This window comes from Burkholderia sp. BCC1638, from assembly GCF_902833195.1.
In the GTDB taxonomy this organism is placed as follows: Bacteria; Pseudomonadota; Gammaproteobacteria; order Burkholderiales; family Burkholderiaceae; genus Burkholderia; species Burkholderia diffusa.
Window position 1 is genome coordinate 1 of sequence record NZ_CADFEC010000051.1, and the last position, 20,637, is coordinate 20,637.

Consider the following 20,637-nt stretch of genomic DNA (forward strand, 5'->3'; position numbering starts at 1 on the left):
TCATGGTCATCGGGATCATCCCCAAACACCCTGCCTGAAAAACTAGCAGGATAGGTTGATTGCCCGGCTCAGTTTTCAGTCGGCGCGATCCCTACAAGTGGCTCAATTTCCGGTCGGCGTAAACATCCAAAGTTTCCCCACTTGTGGACAATGCCGCCCCGTGACGTGGCAATTTACCTTCGCAAACGGTGAAAACTTTATTTTGATCTACGGGTGCCGGGGTTGCGGCAGCGAGCTGTTGCACGATGAGCGTCGGAGCGGAATTGCTAAAAGATTCCGAATTGTGGGATATGTGCATCATGCTGAATGCAAGTTGGAAGTTGTTGAGGGCAGGAGATTATTGAAAATTCGGCATAAATAAAGGGTAAACGTTAGTCTATCTGGGATGGGGGTTGCGGTTTGATGGATTTGACAAATCCCGCATGACGGGATTAAAGTCAACTTCACTTCATTCAAACCGTCGAGCGGCCGCATGAACATCCCACAGTTGGACACCGATACCGGAACACGAAGCGGCGCGAGCGTCGTGCTCGAGACGGCGCGCGACGCCGGCGTCGACGTCTGTTTCGCCAATCCCGGCACCACCGAGATGCCGTTCGTCGGCGCGCTCGACACCGTGGCGGGCGTGCGCTCGATCCTCGGGCTGTTCGAGGGCGTTTGCACGGGCGCCGCGGACGGCTACGGCCGCATGGCCGGCAAACCGGCGATGACGCTGCTGCATCTCGGGCCCGGCCACGCGAACGGCGTCGCCAACCTGCACAACGCGCGCCGCGCCCGCACGCCGATCCTGAACATCGTCGGCGATCACACCCGCGACCACCTGAAGTACGACGCGCCGCTCACGTCCGATATCGAGTCACTCGCGCGCCCGGTGTCGGTGTGGTACCGCAGCGTGGCGCGCGACATGGATCTCGCAACCGATACGGCCGACGCGATCTCTGCCGCGATGGGCGCGCAGCGCGGCGTCGCGACGCTCGTGCTGCCGGTCGATCTGCAGTCGGCGAAGGTGCACGACGCGGCGTCGCCCGCCGTCGTTCGCCCGGCCGCGGTGTCGTTCGATCGCGCACGGGTCGAGCGGGTCGCCGATCTGCTGCTCAGTGTCCATCGCGCGGTGCTGTTGATGGGCGGCCGCGCGCTGTCGGCGCGCGGGCAGCGCGCGGCGGCGCGCATCGCGGCGGCGACCGGCGCGACCTGCTTCAGCGAAACCTTCCCGGCGCACGCGGAGCGCGGCGGCGGCCTGCCGGACATCGACCGCCTGCCTTATTTCCCCGAGCCGGCGCTGGCCGCGCTGGCCGACCGGCGCGTGGTGCTGGCGGGCGCGCTCGCACCCGTCACCTACTTCGGCTACGAAGGCATTCCGGGCGAACTCGCGCGTCCCGAGGACATCGTCACACTGGCCGAACCGGGCGACGCGGCGGACGAAGCACTGGAAGCGCTGGCCGATCGTATCGGCGCACCGGGCAACGCAGGCGGCGTGCGGGTCGAGCATTGGGATGTGGAGGAAGGGCCGTTGACACCGCAGGCCGTCGGCCGCGTGCTGGCGAATGCATTGCCCGACGACGCGATCGTGTCGATCGAGGGCGGCACGTGCGGTTATCCGTTCGTGACCGCGTCGGCGCGCGCGCGCCGTCACACGATCCTCACGAATACGGGCGGCGCGATCGGCCAGGGCTTGCCGGTGGCGCTCGGCGCCGCGGTCGCGTGCCCGGAACGCCGCGTATTCGCGCTGCAGTCCGACGGCAGCGCGCAGTACACGATCCAGGCGCTGTGGACGATGGCGCGCGAGCGTTTGCCGATCGTCATGCTGATCGCATCGAACCGGCGCTACGGCATCCTGCAGACCGAACTCGCGCGCAGCGGCCTGCCGGCCGACACGCCGCATGCCAGCCGCCTGACGCTGCTGGACGATCCGCCGATCGACTGGCTCGCGCTGTCGCGCGGCTACGGCGTGCCAGCCGAGCGCGCGAGCACCGTGCAAGCGTTGTCGCAAGCGCTCGATGCCGCGCTCGCCCACGCCGACGGGCCGAGGCTCATCGAAATGTGCCTGTCCTGATCGCGCAACCCGCTGTTCCCTTCAATCCCGACTCTCACCTTTCATCGCTATGGATCTGCAACTCCACGGAAAAGCCGCGTTCATCACCGGCGGCAGCATGGGCATCGGCAAGGCGGTCGCGCTCGAGCTGGCCCGCGAAGGCGTCAACGTCACGATTGCCGCGCGACGCATGGAACACCTCGAAGCGGCCGCCGCCGAGATTCGCGCGGCGCTCGCGCCGCTGGGCAACGCGGCCGGGGCCATTCTGCCCGTCACGGTGGACACGACCGACATGGCGTCCGTCGAAGCGGCGATGGCCGCGAGCGTCGAGCGCTTCGGCCGGCTCGACATCCTGCTGAACGGCGCCGCGCATCCGGGCGGCCTCGTGCGGGCGGAGCTAGAACACGCCGACCCGCAGGGGCTGCTGCAGGACATCGATATCAAGGTGGTCGGCTACCTGCGTTGCGCGAAGGCGGCCGCGCCCTACATGCGGCGCCACGGCTTCGGCCGGATCGTCAATATCGGCGGCCTGACGGGCCGCGGCAGCAAGCAGCTGTCCGGCATGCGCAACGTGGCGATCGTGCACCTGACCAAGACGCTGTCCGACCAGCTCGGCCCGTTCGGCATCACGGTCAACACGATTCACCCGGGCGTCGTCGAGACGCCGCACATCCACGAACTCTACGAGAAAGAGGCGCAGAAGCAGGGGCTCACGGCCGCGGAGGTCGAGGCGAACTACGTGAAGGTCACGCCGATCCGGCGCGTGCTGCAGCCGGAAGAAATGGGGTGGATCGTCGCGTTTCTCGCGTCGCCGAAATCCGCCTCGATCACCGGCGAGTCGATCGGCTGCGACGGTGGGCTCACGCGCGGCATTTTTCTCTGACACAAGGAGCATTTCATGACCGCAACCGTACTGGTCGCCACGGCCGGGCAAGGAATCCTGCGCTCGAACGACGACGGCAAGACCTGGCATCGCCTCGGGCTCGCCGAACCGATCGAGTTCGACGGCATCGTGCGCGCGCTCGCGGTGGACCCCGCGACACCGTCGCGCGTCTATGCCGGCGCCGATTCGGGGCTGTCCATCAGCGAGGACGGCGGCGCGCACTGGTTTCGGCCCGACAACCTGCTGAACGGGCAGACGGTCTGGTCCATCGCGATCGATCCGGCGAACCCGGCGGTGCTCTATGCGGGCACCGGCGCACCGTCGCGCGCCGCGCTGTACAAGTCGAGCGACGCGGGCGTGACTTGGGAGAGAACGGCCCCCGAGTTCCCCGAGTTCTGCTCGGGCGTCAATCGCCCGAGGCTGCTGACGATCTGCGTGGATCCGGACGACACCCGCAACGTCTGGTACGGCGTGGAGGAGGGCGGCGCATGGCGCAGCCGCGATGCCGGCGCGAGCTGGACGCGCGTGGACGGCCCCGGCACGGCAATCCGCAACAGCGACATTCATGCGATCGCCGTGCTGTCCGCCACGCCGGACCGGCCGAAGACCACGGTACTGCTGACGGTGAACGCGGTGCACGTGAGCGACGACGACGGCCAGACGTGGGGCAGCAAGCTGTCGCGCGATCGCTTCGACGGGCTGTACTACACGCGTACGGTCGTGCAGCTGCCGACGCCGGAAGGCGACCTGCTGATGGCGATCGGCGACGGCACGCCGGGCACCCGCAGCCGCATCTACCGCTCAACCGATCGCGGCTACGCGTGGCACGAGACGGATCTGCAGACGCCGCCGAATTCCACGTTCTGGGCGTTCGGCGTCCATGCGGCCCGGCCGGAGCTCGTCTATGCGGGCACCAAGTACGGGCACCTGTTCTGTTCGCGCGACGGCGGCCGGAACTGGAGCAAGGAATGGCGCGATTTCAGCGAGATCACGGCCGTCGCGTGGACGCCGTTCGAAGCGCCGCTCGTCGCCCACGCGCAGTCGACCAATTGAGCGGAGCGAACGATGACACCGTCCGACATCCAGCAACACGCCGAGCGCGCGAACGCAAGCGGGCTGCCGCTGCCGACGCCGCACGTGCAGCGCACCCACCTGTCGCTGTTCGTGCGCGATCCCGTGCGCTCGAGCACCTGGTACGCCGAGGTGCTCGGCATGACGGAAACCGCGCGCGGCGAGCAGTGGGTGTTCATGTCCTTCGGCCAGAAGCACCATGACATCGCGCTGATTCGCGCGGCGTCCGACGCGGAGCTCGGCACGATCGGCCTGCAGCACTACGGCCTCGAAATCGCCGGCGGCCTGACCGAGTTGCGCCGCCTGTACGGCATGCTGATCCGCCGCCAAGTGCCGATCGTCAAGATCACCGATCACAAGGTCGGGATCGGCGTGTATTTCACGGATCCGGACGGCAACCGCCTCGAGTTCTTTAGCGAAACCGTCACGGACGACGAAGAAGGCAAGCGCGTGCTGCACCGGTACAACGCGCCGAGCGATCCCGTGCAGCTCGATCCGCTGTTCGACTGAGGCGCCGTCTTTCATTCCCGCTTAACCGATATTTCATAGAGGATTCCTGATGAGAAAGATCGCAAATTTCGAAGGCTTTCATATCCGCAAGTGGTACACGCAGATCGAGGATTCGCTCGCGAACGAATCCGGCCAGCTCGCGGACGGCGAGCCGCTGCGCAAGATCGTGATCGCCGCGGCCGTCCATAACCCGTACGCGGGGCGCTTCAGCGAAAACCTCGACGAGCTCGTGCGGCCGTCGCCGGCGCTCGGCAAGGAGTTCGCGCGGCGCATCGAGGAACTCGCTGCGGGCCGCGCGATCGAGAGCTACGGCAAGGCGTGCCTGGTCGGCTCGGCCGGCGAGTACGAACACGGCAACGCGTTCCTCACGTCGATCTTCGCGGAGCCGATCCGTGCGGCGCTGGGTGGCGGCAAGTCGTGGGTGCCGTCGAGCGGCAAGCGCGGCCCGGTCAACACGGTGATCGACGTGCCGCTCGCGCACAAGGACGCGCTCTACGTGCGCTCGCACTACGACACGGTGACGTGCCTGTTCCCCGATGCGCCCAACGACGACGAAGTGCTGGTGATCTTCGCGTTCGCGACGCGCGGCCGCCTGCATGCGCGGCTCGGCGGCCTGAAGGCGAGCGAGATCGTCGGCCGCGACGGTCTGGTCTGAGCGCGGATGCGGGCCGGGGAGCACATGATGAATACGGCGTCCGTCAAGGATGGATGGGTCGACAGCGACGGGCTGCGGCTGCACTACGTGAGCTGGGGGCGCGACGATGCACCGGTCGTGGTGATGCTGCACGGCTTGCGCAGTTATGCGCGGACGTGGGAGCCCGTGGCCGACGCGCTGGTCGACCGCTACCGGGTCGTCGCGCTCGACCAGCGCGGGCGCGGCTGGAGCGACTGGGATCCGCGGCGCGACTATTACGCGGCGGCCTACGTGCGCGATCTCGACGCGCTGGTGCGCACGCTCGGCCTGCAGCGATTCGTGCTGGTCGGGCACTCGATGGGCGGCGCCAATGCGTTCGTCTACGCGGCGGCGCAACCGGAACGGCTCGCTGGCCTCGTGATCGAGGACATGGGCCCCGGCGCGTCGGCCGGTTCGCGGGGTTCGGAGCGCATCAAGCGCGAGCTGAAGGAAACGCCGGACGCGTTCGCGTCGTGGGACGACGCGCGCGCGTTCTGGCGACACCAGCGGCCGAATATCGCGGAATCCGCGCTCGATTCACGCCTCGCGCACTCGCTGAAAGAGGCGGCGCAGGGGCGGATCGTGTGGCGGCACGACGCCGACGGGATCGCGGCGGCGCGGCTGGCCGCGACGCCGGAGCAACTCGTCCATCTGTGGCCGCTGGTCCTCAACCTGCAGGTGCCGACGCTGCTGTTGCGCGGCGGCGAATCGGATTTCCTGGCCGCGGAAGTGGCGGCCGAAATGGCGGCCAGCGCCGGCATCGACTGGCTCGATATTCCGGGCGCGACGCACTACGTGCATGACGATCAGCCCGCCGCGTTCAACCACGCATTGCGCACCTGGCTCGATCGTCTCGACGATCCGGCGTGGCGGAGGGGAGGCTGACGCATGAAAGCGAACAATCCGGAACGTACATCAGTCGCGATCGTCGGCGCGGGGCCGAACGGTGTGGCGATGGCGAACCTGCTCGGCCTCTATGGCGTCGCGACGACGATCATCGAGAAGGCGCCGCAGATCGTCGAGTTTCCGCGCGCGGTCGGCATCGACGACGAAGCATTGCGGATGTTCCAGACTGCCGGGCTGGCCGACGAACTGAGCCGCGACATCATCCAGAACGTGCCGCTGCGCATGTACAAGGCGAACGGCGAATGCTTCGCCGACATCCGCCCGTCGATGCGCGAATTCGGCTGGTGGCGGCGCAACATCTTCATGCAGCAACTGGCCGAGCGCACGCTGCGCGACGGGCTGGCCCGTTATCCGCACGTGTCGCTGCGGACCAGCGAAGAAGTGGTCGGCGTCGAACAGGACGACGAACGCGTCACGTTGCAGGTGCGCCGCGCCGACGGGCAGTGCTACTTGCTCGAGGCCGACCACGTGGTGGCGGCCGACGGCGGGCGCAGCCCGATGCGCGAGCTGCTGAGTGTCAAGCTGGCGGGCACGACGCATCCGATCAAATGGGTCGTGGTCGACGTGAAGAACGCCGGGCTCGAGCAGCCGTGCACGGCGCTGAACTGCGACCCGCGCCGCCCGAACGTCTGCATTTACTTGCCGTTCAATTTCCGGCGCTGGGAGTTTCTCGTGTTTCCGCACGAGGACGAAGAGGCGATCGCGCGACCGGAATCGATCCGTGCGCTGATCGCGCCGTACGTCGACGACGTCGAGCGCATCGAGATCGTGCGCGCCCGGACCTATACGCACCATTCGCGCGTCGCCGAACGTTTCGTCGTCGGCCGCGTGGCGCTCGTCGGCGACGCCGCGCATCTGAGCCCGCCGTGGATCGGCCAGGGCCTGAACGCAGGCTTGCGCGACGTGGGCAATCTCGCGTGGAAGCTGGCGGGCGTCGTCAAAGGCGTGCTGCACCCCGGCGTGATCTCGACGTACGAATCGGAGCGGCGCGATCACGCGAGGGCGATGATCGACCTCGCGGACACGTTCGGCGCGATGCTGATGCCGACCAACCGGCTCGTCGCGTTCCTGCGCGATTGTTTCCTCGGGCTCGCACGGTATGCGCCGGGCCTGAAGGACTACATCCTGCAGATGCGCTTCAAGCCGATGCCGAGCTACACGCGGGGCGTCGTGTTGCCGGGGGCGCCGGACGACGCAGCCGGCAGGATGATCGCGCAGCCCGACGTCGAAACGGCCGACGGCGTGCGCCGCAAGCTCGATGACGTGCTTGGCCCGTGGTTCTCGATCGTCGGCTGGCAATGCGATCCGCAGGCGTGCCTGAGCGACGACGATCGCGCGTACTGGGTGTCGCTGGGCGCGACGTTCGTTCAGGTCAGCCGCTCGCGCAGCGGGACGGGCCGCGAACGGCGAATGGCCAGCGCCCACGGCAGCACGTGCGTCGAGGACGTCGACAACGCGCTGGCGGACTGGTTCGACCGGCATGCCGGCCCGCTCGTGGTGGTGCGCCCCGATCGCTACGTGGCGGCGCAGACGGATGCGGTGGGCATGGCCCGCGTGACCGCGGCCTTTCAGGCGTTCGCGCCGCGGCAACCGGAGGAAGCGCATGTTTGTTGAGCAACGCACCTATACGCTGGTGCCCGGCGGCGTCGCCGAATATCTGCGACTGTATGCGGAATGCGGACGCGCCGCGCAGGAGCAGGCGCTCGGCACGATGGTCGGCTGTTTCGCGACGGAAGTCGGGCCGCTGAACCAACTCGTCTATCTGTGGGCGTTCGATTCGCTGGACGATCGCGCGCGGCGCCGTGCCGTATTGATGGCCGACCCCGGGTTCAAGGCGTTTCGCGGCCAGGTCCGGCATCTGCTCGTCCGGCAGGAAAACCAGATTCTCCGGCAGGAAATCGGCGGCCTGTTGCGTGCGCCGAGCCAGGCCGCGTGATGCGATCGTCGCACCGTCCGCGCCCATCGTGCAGTCTCTACCGAGGTATCCGTCTTGATTCCGTTCACGCCGCTGACTTCCCGCATGGCACCTGATGCGCAACGCGATTACGCGCCGCTCCACCTGTATATCGATGGCCGGTTCCTGCAGGCCGACGGCCGGCGCACGCAGCCCGTTCTCGATCCGGGAACCGGCGCCGTGCTCGGCGAATTGCCGCATGCGACACCGGACGATATCGACGCCGCGGTGAACGCTGCGCATCGCGCATTCGCGGCATGGCGGCGCGAGTCGCCGCTCGCGCGCTCGGACATCCTGCGTCGTGCCGCAGCGCTCGTGCGCGAGTGTGCCGAAGCCATCGGCCGCCACATCACGATGGACCAGGGCAAGCCGCTGCGCGAGGCGATCGCCGAGGTCGTGTCGTCCGCCGAACAGCTCGAATGGCATGCGGAGGAGGGGCGTCGCACTTACGGCCGCGTCATTCCGGCGCGCTCCCCGGACGTCGCGCAGACGGTGCTGCGGGAACCGATTGGCGTGTGCGCGGCGTTCTCGCCGTGGAATTTCCCGTTCAGCCAGGCGATGCACAAGATCGCGGCCGCGTTGGCGTCGGGGTGCACGCTGGTGCTGAAAGGGCCCGAGGAATCGCCGAGCGCGATAGTTGCGCTCGCGCACATCTTCCACGATGCCGGGTTGCCCGCGGGCTGCCTGAATATCGTCTGGGGCGTGCCGGGCGAAGTGTCGACGCGGCTGATCGAGTCGCCGCTGGTGCGCAAGATCTCGTTCACCGGTTCGGTGCCGGTCGGCAAGCAATTGGCGGCACTTGCCGCGTCGCACATGAAGCGCATGACCATGGAGCTGGGCGGGCATGCGCCGGTGCTCGTCTGCGCGGACGCGGACATCGAACGCGCCGCGACGATGCTGGCCGCGTACAAGTTTCGCAATGCCGGGCAGGTGTGTGTATCGCCGACGCGGTTCTTCGTGCAGCTCCCGGTGTTCGAACGGTTCGTCGCCGCGTATCTCGACGCGGTCGGTACGATCCGCGTCGGCTACGGTCTGGAAGACGGGACCACGATGGGGCCGCTCGCGCATGCGCGACGCGTGTCCGAGATCGACGCATTCGTCGCCGATGCAAAGGCAAAAGGCGCGGAGATCGCCGCGGGCGGAACGCGCTTGCCGGGGCCGGGGCACTTTTTCGCGCCGACGGTCGTGCTGGACCCGGCGCGCGAGTCGCGCCTGATGAACGACGAGCCGTTCGGCCCGATCGTCGGGATCGTGCCATTCGACGAACTCGACGATGCGATCGCCGAGGCCAACCGCTTGCCGTTCGGCCTCGCGTCTTACGCGTTCACCGCTTCGGCGCGCAACGCGCACCGGATCGGCCGCACGCTCGAAGCCGGCATGGTCAACATCAATCACTTCGGGATGGGTCCGGCGGAGATCCCGTTCGGCGGCGTGAAGGACAGCGGTTTCGGCAGCGAGGGAGGCACGGAGACGTTCGACGGTTACCTGGTCACCAAATTCATCACGCAGATGAATTGACGGTGTGCGCGGCGTCGTTTGCGACGCCGCGCGAATGCTCAGGTGGCTGCGCCGATCTGGGCGGTGGCGTCGATCAGGAGCGTGCCGAGCACGTGCTCGTCGAACAGCGCGAAGTGTTCGGCGCGAAAGACCAGCGACAGGCTGCTGTTGATTTCGCCGCTGCTGGCGGTGCGAATCGGTGCGGCGATGCCGACGAAGCCTTCGTCGAGCTCGCCGCGCGAGATCCAGTATCCCGCGTCGGCGATCTGCTGGCAGGCGCGCCAGAACTGCGTCCAGTCGGACGCGAACTCGCCGAGTTCTGTGTTGTGCCGGTCGTGCAGGCGTTTCAGGCGCGCGCGCGACATCGCGGCCACGATCACTTTCGACGACGCGCCCTGGAACAGCGGCATGATGCGGCCGCGGCCGAAGCCCAGTTGCAGGTTCTCGGCGCCGCTTTCGTGCATCACGTTGATGATCTGCTCGTCGAACAGCGTCGACACGAGCGCATCGCCGCCGGTGACCTGAACCAGTTTCTGGATCACGGGTTTCGCGGCGGTGAGCGTCGGGTCCGACTGCCGCATGTTGTAGTCGAGATGGATGATGCGCGGGCCCAGCGTATAGCGGCCGTTGCTGCTGACGAGCAGGCCGACGGAGGCCAGTTCCTTCACGTAGCGGTAGCACGTGGTCCGCGAAAAGCCCATGAGCTCGGCGATCTCCTCGGCCGTCATCGACGTCGCGGACGAAGAGAAGACGTCGAGGATGGACAGCATTTTGGTGAGGCTCGACATGGCGTGATCCGGGATTCAGGCGGCTTGCGGCAATGGAACGAGAAGATCGGCAGAGGTTCGGGCAGCCGGGCTGCGGCACGAATGCGGCAGCGGCGACGACAGGGCCGTAGTCTAACTTAAGTCGCGCACGCGGCTACCGGATTCGCGTCAACGAAAGTGCGGGACGCAGGTCGGCAGCGGAACGGCGAATCCTGCCGCCTTCAATCGATATGGAATCCTATGTTGATGCGGCGAATCATGCCGAATCGATGCCACCTGCATGCCGGTCGGTTCGCAAGCGCATCGGCCGGAAAAATTTGATGAGGAGAAGCAGATGAAAGTGTGGTTCCGAATGTTGGCATTGTGCGGTTGCGGTGCCGTTGCACCGACGTTCGCGCAATCGAGCGTGACGCTCTACGGTTCGCTGGACACCGGCGTGACCTATACGAGCAACGTGGCGTCCGCGCCGCGCGGCGGCCGTCAGGTCGCGCTGCAGGCGGGCGTGGCGCGCAACGACGTGTGGGGCTTGACGGGCAGGGAGGATTTCGGCGGCGCCAATTTTGCTGTGTTCCGGCTCGAAAGCCAGTTCCAGACGTCGGACGGCGCGCTAACCGTGCCGGGCTCCGCGTTCAGCTCGCAAGCGTACGTCGGGCTCGGCGGCGACTGGGGCACCGTGACGCTCGGGCGCCAGTTCGATTTCGTCGGCGATCTGCTGCCGGCCTTCGCGGTCGGCGCGAACACGCCGGCCGGCCTGCTCGCATGGGGGTTGCCGGCGAATGCGTCGGCGGGCGGCGCGCTCGACAACCGCGTGTGGGGCGTTCAGGTGAACAATGCGGTGAAGTATGTGAGTCCGACCTTCGGTGGGCTGTCGTTCGGCGGCATGTGGGGATTCGGCAACGTGCCCGGCACGGTCGCGCGCAGCAGCGTGCAGAGCGCGATGTTGTCCTACACGCAGGGCGCGTTCAGCGCCGCGTTCGCTTATTTCGGCCAGCACGACGTGACTTCCGGTGGCAATCTTCGCAACTTCTCGGGCGGGGCCGGCTACAACCTCGGCCCGTTCCGCATCATCGGCATGGTGTCGGACGTACGGATCAGCGCCGCCGCACCGCTGCGGGCAACCACCTACGACGGCGGGCTGACCTATGCGCTCACGCCAGCGTTGCAGCTGGGCGGTGGTTTCCAGTACCAGCAGCGCGGCGGCGACGTCGGCTCGGCCAACCAGGTCACGCTGAGCGCCGACTATTCGCTGTCGAAGCGTACCGGCCTGTACGCGGTGTTCGCACGCGGGCACGACAGCGCCTACGGCGCCCAGATCGAAGCCGCGCTCGGCGGGGCGGCGGCAGGCTCGACGCAGACCGCGGTTCGCGTCGGCGTGCGGCATCAGTTCTGACGGTACGGGAATGCACGGGCTGCCGCGCACGCCGCGCGCCGGCCCGTGTGCCGCCACCATCAGAACCGCTGCATCATCCCGACCCGCAAGGCCAGCTGATTGCGGCCCGACGACTGCCCGGCGGTGCCGAGCACGTGCGCGAAGTCGAAGTCGGTGCCGGTGTTGCCGGTCGCATGCTGGTATGCGGCCTGGATGTAAGTCGAGGTCCGCTTGCTGAGGTCGTAGTCGAGCATCATCGACACCTGGTGCCAGCTCGGCGATGCATCGCCCGCCGCCGTCGCGACATGCGCGCGCGTGTACGTATAGGCGGCGCCGAACCAGAAGTCGGGCCGGAAGTAATACTGGCCGTTGACCTCGAAGTTGTCGAATTTCCACGCGTGCTGCGAGCCCGCCGACGGCTGGTTCGCGAAGTAGAGATTCGATTCGGGGCTGGTCACGTCGACGTGCGAATACGCGGCGGACAGCGTCAGCTTGTCGCTGAACTTGTAGGACGCGCCGGCATCGATGTTTTGCTGCGAGCGGCCGCTGAACACCGTATCGTCGCTCGACAACGCGCCGCTCGCGGTCGCGCCGCCGTGGTTAGCCTTCAGGTACGCGACGGCGGCGGAGAACGCGCCCATCTGGTACTGCACCGCGGCACTGTACACACGGTTTCTGGCGAAGCCGCCCGCTTGGTTCGCGAGGCCGTAGAGCACTTCGCCCTTGAAGCCGGCGTACGTGGGCGACACGTACTTGACGCTGTTCTGGATGCGGTAGTCCCAGTCGGCATTGTCGTTGTCGTACGGGTGGGCGCCGAAGTCGCCGAGCCAGTTTCCGGTGGCCGTGAACGTGCTCCACATGTCGAGCGTCGGATCGTACTGGCGGCCGAACGTGAGCGTGCCGAACCGGTCGGAATCGAGCCCGACGTAGGCCTGCCGGCCGAACATCCTGGACGTCACACCGAGCGCCCCCGTGCTCGCGTTGAGGCCGTTCTCGAGCTGGAACAGCGCCCTCAGCCCGCCGCCGAGGTCTTCGGTGCCTTTCAGCCCCCAGTTGCTGCCGACGGTGTCGCCGCTGACCATCTGGTAGGCCTTGCTGCCGCCCGCGTTGCTCGTGAAATTGACGCCTTCGTCGATCAACCCGTAAAGCGTCACGGTACTCTGCGCGTGTGCCGTCAGGCTGAAACCCATCGCACCGGCGGCCGATACGGTCGCAATCATCTTCTTCATCGTCGATCTCCAGGTGAGGGCCGGTAGGGCCGTGCGGTACCGTTTTCGATGGCGTGCGGGCGCGCCGGACGCTCGAAACGGTCCGTCAGTAGTTAGTAAAACGAAATATTTGAAATGAAAGAAACCGGGCCGCCGTGGTCGAGCGACCCGCATGCGGAACGTCGCCGGGATCGCGGCCCTGTATTGCCGCGGCGTTACAGCATGCGCCGCAATACGTCGTTTTCTCGGTTCGAGTCGAAGAACCGGTGTTTCAGTGCCGCGAGGATATGCAGGACGATGAGCGCAAGCAGCGTATAGGCCAGCGTCTTGTGCAGCCACTGGAATGCCTCGAACCAGTGGTCGTTCTTCGGCAGCAGCTCGGGTACGCGGACAAAGAAGAACGGCACGCCGTCGCTCTGCGTATACGTGCTGGACATCGAATAACCCATCAGCGGCACGCTGATCGCCAGCGCGTACAGCAGGTAGTGCGCGATCTTGGCGAGCTTCCGGTCCAGCTTCGGCAGGCTCGACGGCAGCGGAGGCAACGGCTTCATCGAGCGAATCGCCAGTTGCGTCAGGACCACCAGCAGCGTGAGCACGCCGAACTCCTTGTGGGTCGGGTAGTACCAGTCGAACTTGGCCGGCAGGTTGTCGTCGAGCCGGACCATGGTCCATCCGGTCCAGAGCTGCGCGCCGATCAGGATCGCCCTGACCCAGTGAAGCAGCCGAAGCGCGAGCGGGTATTTCTCGTCGGTGAATGCAATGGCCTGGTTTTCCATGTGACTTGTCTTCCTTGAAAGCGAAATTGCGACAGGCGAGATGCCGATCGTCGACTTCGACGTCCCGCGGCGATCTTCGTCGAACCGAGGCCGGATCGCGGCGCACGAACCTTCGACGAAAAGTCCGTGCGCCCGGCTGTCCGCGCGGTTAGGCGATCGATCGCGAATCCGCGCAGCACTCCTGCAGTGCCTCGCGCAGCGTCACCGCAATGAAGTCGGCCTCGCCCTGCTGCAGCGTCAACGGCGGCGACATCACGACCTTGTTGGCGATCGCCCGGACCAGCACGCCGCGCTTGCGCGCCGCATCGGCCACGCGCGCCGCGAACCCCTTGCCCGGATCGAGCGGCGTGCGGCTGACCTTGTCGGTCACGAGATCGAGCGCCAGCATCAGCCCCTTGCCGCGGACGTCGCCGACGGTCTCGAAGTCGGCCTTCAGCGGCAGCAGATGCTCGAGCAGGCGCTGGCCCACCCGTGCCGCATTGCCCGGCAGATCCTCGGCTTCGACGATGTCGAGCACCGCGAGCGACGCGGCGCACGCGAGCGGATGCCCGCTGTACGTATAACCGTGCATGACCATGTGCGAGAAACCCGTGCCCTGTTCGATCGCCTGCGCGATGCGACCGTTGTACAGCGTCGCGCCGAGCGGCACGTAGCCGGCGGAAATGCCCTTGGCGACGCACAGGATGTCGGGGGCGACGCCCCATCCGCGACTGCCGAGCAGGCTGCCGGTGCGGCCGAAACCGGTGACCACCTCGTCGGCGATCAGCAGGATGCCGTTCCTGTCGCACACGGCGCGCACGCGCGCCCAGTAGTCGGCGGGCGGCACGATCAGGCCGCCGGCACCCTGCACCGGTTCGGCGACGAACGCGGCGATGGTCTGCGGGCCATGGAACGCGATCGTTTCCTCGAGTTGCTGGATGCAATGCTCGACGAGTTGCTGAGGATCGTCGCAGTTCCACGGGTTGCGATAGAGCCAAGGCGTGTCGAGCAGTACGCAGCCGGGCAGCAGCGGACCGTGATTGTAATGGTAGACGCCGTTGCCGCCGATCGACGTGCCGCCGACGTGCACGCCGTGATAGCCGTTGCGTAGCGACAGGAATTTCGTGCGCGACGGCTCGCCCGCGGCGACCCAGTACTGGCGTGCCATCTTGAGCGCGGTCTCGACCGCGTCGGAACCGCCGCTGCCGAACATCACCCGCTGCATGTCTTCCTGCGCGAACATCGCGCACAGGCGGTCGGCCAGGTCGTACACGCGCAGATGGGCGACGCCGTCGAAGGTCTGGTAGTAGGACAGCTCGTCCATCTGGCGGGCGATCGCGGCCTTCACTTCCGGCCGGTTGTGGCCGACGTTGACGTTCCACAGTCCGCCGACGCCGTCGAGCATGCGGTGGCCCTCGACGTCGTACACGTAGTTGCCGTCGCCGCGCTCGATGATCACGGTGGGGGTCGTATGGCCGGCGGCCGCCGAGCTCATCGGGTGCCAGAATCGCTTTTGTCGCTTTTGGTAGTCCATGGTGGTTCTCTCACGAAGTGCTTGAACACAGTGCGGCGCGACGTGCGCCGCGGGATCACAGGGCTGCGGTGATGATCTTTTCCTCGAGGTACGAATCGAGCGCGGCCGTCGACAGGTCGCGCCCGATCCCGCTCTGCTTGGTGCCGCCCCACGGCAGGCGCGCGTCGATCGGGCTCCAGGCATTGATGGCGACCGCGCCGACGTCGAGCCGCTCGGCGATGCGGTGCGCGGTGCCGACGTCCTGCGTCCAGACCGACGCGGACAGGCCGAACGGGGTGTCGTTGGCGATGTGGACCGCTTCGTCCTCGGTGTCGAACGGCATGACCATGCCGACCGGGCCGAACACTTCTTCGCGGGCGATCCGCATGTCCGGATGCACGCCGCCGAGAATCGTCGGGCGCATGAAGCAGCCGCGCGGCGGCACCTGTTCGTCGCCGGCGAGCAGCACCGCCCCTTCGGCGAGCGCGCCTTCGACGTGCGCGCGCACGCGCGCGAGGTGACGTGGGTTGATGAGCGCGCCCATTTGCACGCCGGGTTCCGACGGCGGGCCGACGCGGATGGCGCGGGCGGCGTCGGCGAGGCGCTCTTCGAGGGCGCGTGCGATCGAGCGGTGCGCGAGCACGCGCGAGCCGGCCGCGCACGTCTGCCCCTGGTTCGCGAACATGCCGGCCATCAGCGACGGGATCGCGCGGTCGAGATCGGCATCCGCGAACACGATCTGCGCGGCCTTGCCGCCGAGTTCGAGCGTGACGCGCTTGAAGGTCCTGGCCGCTGCGCCAGCGATCGCACGGCCGACTTCGGTGCTGCCGGTGAAGCTGATCTTGCTGACGAGCGGGTGCGCGACCAGCGCGGCGCCGACTTCCGAACCGACGCCGTGGACGATGTTGACGACGCCGGCGGGAAGGCCGGCCTCGCAGACGAGTTCGCCGAGCCGGTGCAGCGCCAGCGGCGTGTCCTCCGACGGCTTGATGACCACCGGGCAGCCGGCCGCGAGCGCCGGCGCGAGTTTCCACACGGCGATCATCAGCGGCGCGTTCCACGGGATGATCTGGCCGGCGACGCCCACCGGCGCGCGCCGCGTGTAGCTGAGCGTCGGGCGGCCCATGAAGCCGTCGGTCGGAATCGTGCGGCCCTCGAGCTTGTCGGCCCAGCCGGCGAAGTAGCGCAGCGTGTCGATGCACATCGGGATGTCCATCATGCGCATCTCGGCAAGCGGACGGCCTTGTTCGACGGCCAGGAGGTTTGCCAGCGCGTCGCCGTCGCGCTCGACCAGGTCCGCCAGCCGAAGCAGCCAGCGGGCCCGGGCCGAGCCGCCCGCGCGCGCCCATACGTCGTCGTGCAATGCGCCGTGCGCGGCGCGCACCGCGCGATCGACGTCTTCGGCGGTCGACGCGGGCACGGCGGCGACATAGTCGCCGGTCGCCGGCGCCCGCTTTTCGAAGGTGCGGCCGGCAGATGCGTCGCAATGCCGGCCGCCGATCAGGTTCTGAATTTTCATCATGGTTTCCGTATTTCCAGGGGCGAATCGTCGGACCGGGCCGGGCCGGTCGAGGCGATGGCGGCTGCCACGGTCCGGCTTCAACGTCGGATCCACTGTATGTCGATGAAATGGCGGGCCTTGTCCGCTATCGGCAATCGTTGTCGCGCGATCGGGATAGGGAATACCCGCGCAAAGGCGCGCCGGCGCGACGCGTCGATGCGTGTCGCGCCGGCAGCGGGAAAGCGTCAGGGGTGGGGCAACGCGATGCCGGTGCCGCGCGCGGCACCGGCGGGGTGGCGACTACTGGACGGCGCGTCCGAGTTCGCGATACAGGTCGGGATCGCTGCGCTTCAGGCGCAGCGCGGCGCGGATGCCGAGCGCGCCGATGGCGAGCAGGAAATACGGGAACATCGCGACGAAGGTCGAATCCGATCCGCTCAGCACGGACAGGTTGCGCACGACCAGCACGAGGCAGGCGCCGAGCGCGATCACGCTGACGAGCGGCGCGATCAGGCGGTGCACGAGGCTGGTGTCACGGTGGTCGCGCGCGAAGAACGCGATGACCGAGGCCGCGACGAGGATCTGCACCGCGATGATGCCGATCGTGGCCAGTGCGCTCATCCACGAGAACACGACCGCGAACGGATCGAGGCGGAAGGCGGCGGAGCCGGCGATGGCCGCGAGCGCGATCAGCGTCTGCACTTTCCCGGCGACGTCGGGGCAGCGATGCACGGGGCACGTATGGCCGAGCTTGCGCCACAGCACGCGTTCGCGGCCCATCGCGTAGAAATAGCGCGTGATCGTGTTGTGGAACGACAGGATGGCCGCGAACAGGCTCGTGACGAGCAGCACGTTCATCGCGTCCGTCGCGATGGTGCCGAGCAGCCGGCCGCTGACGGCAAACCACAGGTTGGCCGGATCGCGGTTCGCCTGCGCGGCGATCTGCCCTTCGCCCCACGCCTCGACGATCGCCCACGACGACAGCGCGTAGAACACCATGATCAGGATCACGGCCAGGTACGTAGCGCGCGGGATCGTGCGTTTCGGGTCGCGGGCTTCCTCGGAGAAGATCGCCGTCGCCTCGAAGCCCATGTACGAGCCGAGCACGAACACGAGCGCGGTGCCGAGGCCGGGCGTGAACACCATCGCGGGGCTGAACGGCTTCGCGCTGAAGCCGCCGGCGCTCGCGCCGTGCACGACGATCGCGAGATCGAGCAGCATCACGATCGCGATCTCGCCGATCATCAGCATGCCGAGCAGCCGCCCGCTGAACTCGATGTGCCGCGCGCCGCAGAAGTGGACGGCGACGACGCAGGCCAGCGCGAACGTCCACCACGGAACGTCGATGCCGTAGTGCTGCTGGACGCCGTTGTTCAGGAAGAAGCCGAACATGCAGTAGATCGCGATCTGCACGGCGTTGTACGCGACGATCGCGACGAACGCGCCGCCCACGCCGACCGGGCGCCCGAGCCCGTTCGCGATATACGCATAAAACGCGCCCGCATTGGAGATGTGCCGGCTCATCGCTGCATAACCGATGCTGAAGATCAGGTACATCACGCCCGCCAGCACGAATACGCCCGGCACGCCGGGGCCGTTGCCGAGCGAGAATGCGGCGGGCGTCGCGCCGACCATCGCGGTGAGCGGCGCGGCCGCGGCGACGACGAAGAAGACGATGTGTGAAAGTCCGACTGCGTTTTTGCTGAGCCCCGCTTCGGACCGGGATGACAGTTCGTTCATGAGTAGTCCTGCTGGCCGGATCGTCCGTCAGGAGTCGACACCGGCATGCCTGATCAATGTCCCTGTGTCGCGGGCCGATCCTGACGATCCGGCAGTGGAGGCTGCCTTCCGCCGGCGACACAGGTGTGCGCTTTGACGGCCGCCCGGTGACGCGCACGGAGCGCGCGAGCAGGCCGACGACAAAATTTACGGTGCCGAAAAGCGGGACGTTGTCCGCTATCGGCAATCCGCGTGCGTCGGGCGGCAGGGGATTACCCGGATACGACGGCGCAGCGTGCCGTGCACGCGCGGTCTCAGCTCAGGCGCGGCGTGTGCGACGGCAACTCGTGGAAATGTTGCTGGTAGTACGCGGAGAAGCGCCCGAAGTGGCAAAAGCCGAATTGCGCCGCCGCGTCGCCGATCCGCATCGTCTCGGGTGTCGTCATCAGGAAGCGTCGCACCGCGTTCAGCCGGATCGAGCGGAGGTAGGCCGTCGGCGTGGTGCCGACGACGTTCTGGAAGCTGTATTGCAGCGTACGGCGGCTGATTCGAAGGTGATAACAGAGATCGATGACCGTCGGCACGTCGTCGCTTTCCAGCGCGATTTCCTGGCTGCGGCGAACGATGTAGCTTTGCGTTGATGCCGACGGCAGCGCACCGGCATCCGATTCATCGGACTGCACGAGGTCGAGCAGGATGCCGACGACGCTGTGCGCGAGCACGCGTTCGTCGAACGCATCGCGCGCCGTGAGCGAACCGCTGTCGAGCGCCTGGCAGAGCACGCGCTCGAGGCCATCCAACGCATGGCCGTAACGCGCGGGCGAGATGGGCAGCACCGGCTGCTTCAGCACGCGCGCGGGTAGGTTCGCGAGTTCGTCGAGTGCGCGATCGGCCGTGAGCGTGCGATCGATCGTGAACGCGAGCACTTCGGTATCGCAAGGAAGATGGGCGACGAACTCCTCGCCGCCGCGCAAGGTTAGCAGGCTCGGGCGCTCGACGGTGCGCCCCTGGACCACCGGCGCGACCGAGCTGGCGATCGGCAGCGCGAAGCAGAGGCGGTCGCGCGGCGCCATCCCGTGTTGCATGACGCGCTGGTTGATGCGTTCGCGAAAGACGTGAAAGCGCTGGCCGGCAACCTGGCGCAGCGACGTCGTGGCGGTGCCGGGACTGATCTGATCGTAGTGCTGCGACCAGTTCACGATCGCCTGGGAATGGAGGAACACATCCGAGAAGCACCGTGTTTCAGCGTGCAGGTTCATGATCTAACCAATATGTCCGTTCAAGAATCCGAACCCGGCTGCAGCCAAAGCAAACTTGCTGCTGGCAGGACTAGAGGCGGCGTTGGCTACCGTGCGCAACCAAGAACGTCTCGGACACTGTTGCATACTCCAATTGAATCTGGCGAAGATGATAACCAGAAAAAATTCAGCACGAGGCATTGACTAAGCCCCGGCGCTGTTCGTCGTGCCACCTGCACATGGGGGCGCAGTGGCATCAGCTGGAAGCAGGGAATTGGAAGAAAAGTCCAAAAAATGTGGGATTAATGAGTATAAAAATGATGTTTTATGTTAAAAATTGCAAGAAAACTCCAACATTAAGGATTTTGTAAATATCCTTATCAGTGTGTTCAAAGCGGGGCGCACAATGGCTCGCCCCAAGGCAAGGGGGACGCCAGTGTGCGTGATTGTCAACGGGGTGGCGGCTTTCAGGCTAGCGTTCTTCTCTAGCTCGTCGAGGTGCCCCTATGTCTCTCGTCAAGCGTTAGGTGCTGACTTGGGTTGGTAAATGGTGCCATCACGAAGCACGGCGAATAGGACGTCGCTGCATCGCCCTGCCAGTGCGATGAGGGTCTGCTGTGGCGCCGGCCTTACCGGATCTTGCGCGAGCAATAAGTGGGTGTGTGCTGGACCTTACTTTCCTTAGTACTTCGTACAGTAGATGACGGTGACCGACGCGGTGCAGGTCGCCGACCGCGGCGAGGATAGTCATGGCGATTACCGAGCCAATGCCAGGTAGTGTCTTCAGATGGGCGAAGTTGGCATTACCGTGAAGTTTCCCTCGCCTATTCAGGTCAGAACGTTAAGCATGAGGCGACTGCCAATCCCATCACGTTTGTGTTTAGCGCCCATACACGGTTTGTCGGCGAGTGGTTGACCTGCCCCCTGCAAACAGGGCCAGCCGGAGTCTAGTAAAGTTCGTTTTCGGAGAAGAAGACGAACATGAAGAAGCGCTTTACGGAACAGCAAATCATCGGGTTTCTGAAGGAAGCCGAGGCC

Annotated in this window: 18 protein-coding genes and 1 pseudogene; 10 read left to right on the forward strand and 9 right to left on the reverse strand. The window is 66.5% G+C overall.

Annotation, left to right across the window (positions count from 1 at the left end):
• Nucleotides 1–472 precede the first annotated feature (472 nt).
• From HWX22_RS30360 to HWX22_RS30400, 9 genes are all read left to right on the forward strand, one after another.
• The gene (locus HWX22_RS30360; protein WP_175916943.1) at nucleotides 473–2,053 is read left to right on the forward strand and encodes an acetolactate synthase large subunit; all 1,581 of its coding nucleotides are present in this window, start codon (nucleotides 473–475) and stop codon (nucleotides 2,051–2,053) included.
• 49 nt (nucleotides 2,054–2,102) lie between these two features.
• A complete protein-coding gene (locus HWX22_RS30365; protein ID WP_175912098.1) occupies nucleotides 2,103–2,915 on the forward strand; it encodes an SDR family oxidoreductase in 813 nt (270 codons plus the stop codon).
• Nucleotides 2,916–2,930: 15 nt separating this feature from the next.
• Complete coding sequence (locus HWX22_RS30370) at nucleotides 2,931–3,968, forward strand: sialidase family protein (protein ID WP_175912100.1); 1,038 nt, start codon at nucleotides 2,931–2,933, stop codon at nucleotides 3,966–3,968.
• 12 nt (nucleotides 3,969–3,980) lie between these two features.
• Nucleotides 3,981–4,496, forward strand: a complete 516-nt coding sequence (locus tag HWX22_RS30375) for a VOC family protein (protein WP_175916944.1) — start codon at nucleotides 3,981–3,983, stop codon at nucleotides 4,494–4,496.
• 49 nt (nucleotides 4,497–4,545) lie between these two features.
• Nucleotides 4,546–5,151 (forward strand): amino acid synthesis family protein, encoded by a 606-nt coding sequence (locus HWX22_RS30380; RefSeq protein ID WP_175912104.1) that lies wholly within the window; start codon nucleotides 4,546–4,548, stop codon nucleotides 5,149–5,151.
• Between the two features lie 27 nt (nucleotides 5,152–5,178).
• The gene (locus HWX22_RS30385) at nucleotides 5,179–6,054 is read left to right on the forward strand and encodes an alpha/beta hydrolase (RefSeq protein WP_175912105.1); all 876 of its coding nucleotides are present in this window, start codon (nucleotides 5,179–5,181) and stop codon (nucleotides 6,052–6,054) included.
• A 3-nt stretch (nucleotides 6,055–6,057) separates the two neighbouring features.
• The gene (locus HWX22_RS30390; protein ID WP_175912106.1) at nucleotides 6,058–7,689 is read left to right on the forward strand and encodes a bifunctional 3-(3-hydroxy-phenyl)propionate/3-hydroxycinnamic acid hydroxylase; all 1,632 of its coding nucleotides are present in this window, start codon (nucleotides 6,058–6,060) and stop codon (nucleotides 7,687–7,689) included.
• Nucleotides 7,679–8,011 carry an NIPSNAP family protein gene (locus tag HWX22_RS30395; RefSeq protein WP_175912107.1) on the forward strand — a complete coding sequence of 111 codons (333 nt, stop codon included), beginning with the start codon at nucleotides 7,679–7,681 and terminating at the stop codon, nucleotides 8,009–8,011. Before HWX22_RS30390 ends, HWX22_RS30395 begins: the two co-directional genes overlap by 11 nt.
• 84 nt (nucleotides 8,012–8,095) lie before the next feature.
• A complete protein-coding gene (locus tag HWX22_RS30400; protein WP_175912108.1) occupies nucleotides 8,096–9,547 on the forward strand; it encodes an NAD-dependent succinate-semialdehyde dehydrogenase in 1,452 nt (483 codons plus the stop codon).
• 38 nt (nucleotides 9,548–9,585) lie between these two features.
• Here HWX22_RS30400 and HWX22_RS30405 read toward each other — a convergent pair whose 3' ends face one another.
• Nucleotides 9,586–10,314 carry an IclR family transcriptional regulator gene (locus HWX22_RS30405; protein ID WP_175916945.1) on the reverse strand — a complete coding sequence of 243 codons (729 nt, stop codon included), beginning with the start codon at nucleotides 10,312–10,314 and terminating at the stop codon, nucleotides 9,586–9,588.
• A gap of 313 nt (nucleotides 10,315–10,627) precedes the next feature.
• Here HWX22_RS30405 and HWX22_RS30410 point away from each other — a divergent pair, with 313 nt between their 5' ends.
• On the forward strand, nucleotides 10,628–11,683 hold the full coding sequence (locus HWX22_RS30410) for a porin (RefSeq protein WP_175912110.1): 1,056 nt from the start codon (nucleotides 10,628–10,630) through the stop codon (nucleotides 11,681–11,683).
• Nucleotides 11,684–11,742: 59 nt separating this feature from the next.
• Here HWX22_RS30410 and HWX22_RS30415 read toward each other — a convergent pair whose 3' ends face one another.
• The 8 genes and pseudogenes from HWX22_RS30415 to HWX22_RS31825 all read right to left on the reverse strand — a co-directional run.
• Nucleotides 11,743–12,891, reverse strand: a complete 1,149-nt coding sequence (locus HWX22_RS30415) for a porin (RefSeq protein ID WP_175912111.1) — start codon at nucleotides 12,889–12,891, stop codon at nucleotides 11,743–11,745.
• 194 nt (nucleotides 12,892–13,085) lie between these two features.
• On the reverse strand, nucleotides 13,086–13,649 hold the full coding sequence (locus tag HWX22_RS30420) for a cytochrome b/b6 domain-containing protein (protein ID WP_175912606.1): 564 nt from the start codon (nucleotides 13,647–13,649) through the stop codon (nucleotides 13,086–13,088).
• A gap of 148 nt (nucleotides 13,650–13,797) precedes the next feature.
• The gene (locus HWX22_RS30425; RefSeq protein WP_175912604.1) at nucleotides 13,798–15,162 is read right to left on the reverse strand and encodes an aspartate aminotransferase family protein; all 1,365 of its coding nucleotides are present in this window, start codon (nucleotides 15,160–15,162) and stop codon (nucleotides 13,798–13,800) included.
• Nucleotides 15,163–15,217: 55 nt separating this feature from the next.
• A complete protein-coding gene (locus HWX22_RS30430) occupies nucleotides 15,218–16,663 on the reverse strand; it encodes an aldehyde dehydrogenase family protein (RefSeq protein WP_175912602.1) in 1,446 nt (481 codons plus the stop codon).
• A gap of 279 nt (nucleotides 16,664–16,942) precedes the next feature.
• On the reverse strand, nucleotides 16,943–18,382 hold the full coding sequence (locus HWX22_RS30435; protein WP_175912600.1) for an APC family permease: 1,440 nt from the start codon (nucleotides 18,380–18,382) through the stop codon (nucleotides 16,943–16,945).
• A 293-nt stretch (nucleotides 18,383–18,675) separates the two neighbouring features.
• The gene (locus tag HWX22_RS30440; protein WP_175912598.1) at nucleotides 18,676–19,620 is read right to left on the reverse strand and encodes a helix-turn-helix domain-containing protein; all 945 of its coding nucleotides are present in this window, start codon (nucleotides 19,618–19,620) and stop codon (nucleotides 18,676–18,678) included.
• A gap of 495 nt (nucleotides 19,621–20,115) precedes the next feature.
• Nucleotides 20,116–20,252 (reverse strand): annotated as a pseudogene (locus tag HWX22_RS30445) (IS110 family transposase); the annotation flags it as partial.
• 175 nt (nucleotides 20,253–20,427) lie between these two features.
• The coding region (locus HWX22_RS31825) for a hypothetical protein (RefSeq protein ID WP_208456635.1) at nucleotides 20,428–20,637 on the reverse strand (210 nt) is incomplete at its 5' end.

What these genes read in the sequence shown, in the direction of transcription:
- HWX22_RS30375 (WP_175916944.1), top strand. Translation starts at nt 3,981, where the DNA reads ATGACACCGTCCGACATCCAGCAACACGCCGAGCGCGCGAACGCAAGC.
- HWX22_RS30425 (WP_175912604.1), bottom strand. Translation starts at nt 15,162, where the DNA reads ATGGACTACCAAAAGCGACAAAAGCGATTCTGGCACCCGATGAGCTCG.
- HWX22_RS30380 (WP_175912104.1), top strand. Translation starts at nt 4,546, where the DNA reads ATGAGAAAGATCGCAAATTTCGAAGGCTTTCATATCCGCAAGTGGTAC.
- HWX22_RS30365 (WP_175912098.1), top strand. Translation starts at nt 2,103, where the DNA reads ATGGATCTGCAACTCCACGGAAAAGCCGCGTTCATCACCGGCGGCAGC.
- HWX22_RS30390 (WP_175912106.1), top strand. Translation starts at nt 6,058, where the DNA reads ATGAAAGCGAACAATCCGGAACGTACATCAGTCGCGATCGTCGGCGCG.
- HWX22_RS30395 (WP_175912107.1), top strand. Translation starts at nt 7,679, where the DNA reads ATGTTTGTTGAGCAACGCACCTATACGCTGGTGCCCGGCGGCGTCGCC.
- HWX22_RS30400 (WP_175912108.1), top strand. Translation starts at nt 8,096, where the DNA reads ATGGCACCTGATGCGCAACGCGATTACGCGCCGCTCCACCTGTATATC.
- HWX22_RS30385 (WP_175912105.1), top strand. Translation starts at nt 5,179, where the DNA reads ATGAATACGGCGTCCGTCAAGGATGGATGGGTCGACAGCGACGGGCTG.
- HWX22_RS30430 (WP_175912602.1), bottom strand. Translation starts at nt 16,663, where the DNA reads ATGATGAAAATTCAGAACCTGATCGGCGGCCGGCATTGCGACGCATCT.
- HWX22_RS30440 (WP_175912598.1), bottom strand. Translation starts at nt 19,620, where the DNA reads ATGAACCTGCACGCTGAAACACGGTGCTTCTCGGATGTGTTCCTCCAT.
- HWX22_RS30415 (WP_175912111.1), bottom strand. Translation starts at nt 12,891, where the DNA reads ATGAAGAAGATGATTGCGACCGTATCGGCCGCCGGTGCGATGGGTTTC.
- HWX22_RS30420 (WP_175912606.1), bottom strand. Translation starts at nt 13,649, where the DNA reads ATGGAAAACCAGGCCATTGCATTCACCGACGAGAAATACCCGCTCGCG.
- HWX22_RS30405 (WP_175916945.1), bottom strand. Translation starts at nt 10,314, where the DNA reads ATGTCGAGCCTCACCAAAATGCTGTCCATCCTCGACGTCTTCTCTTCG.
- HWX22_RS30435 (WP_175912600.1), bottom strand. Translation starts at nt 18,382, where the DNA reads ATGAACGAACTGTCATCCCGGTCCGAAGCGGGGCTCAGCAAAAACGCA.
- HWX22_RS30410 (WP_175912110.1), top strand. Translation starts at nt 10,628, where the DNA reads ATGAAAGTGTGGTTCCGAATGTTGGCATTGTGCGGTTGCGGTGCCGTT.
- HWX22_RS30360 (WP_175916943.1), top strand. Translation starts at nt 473, where the DNA reads ATGAACATCCCACAGTTGGACACCGATACCGGAACACGAAGCGGCGCG.
- HWX22_RS30370 (WP_175912100.1), top strand. Translation starts at nt 2,931, where the DNA reads ATGACCGCAACCGTACTGGTCGCCACGGCCGGGCAAGGAATCCTGCGC.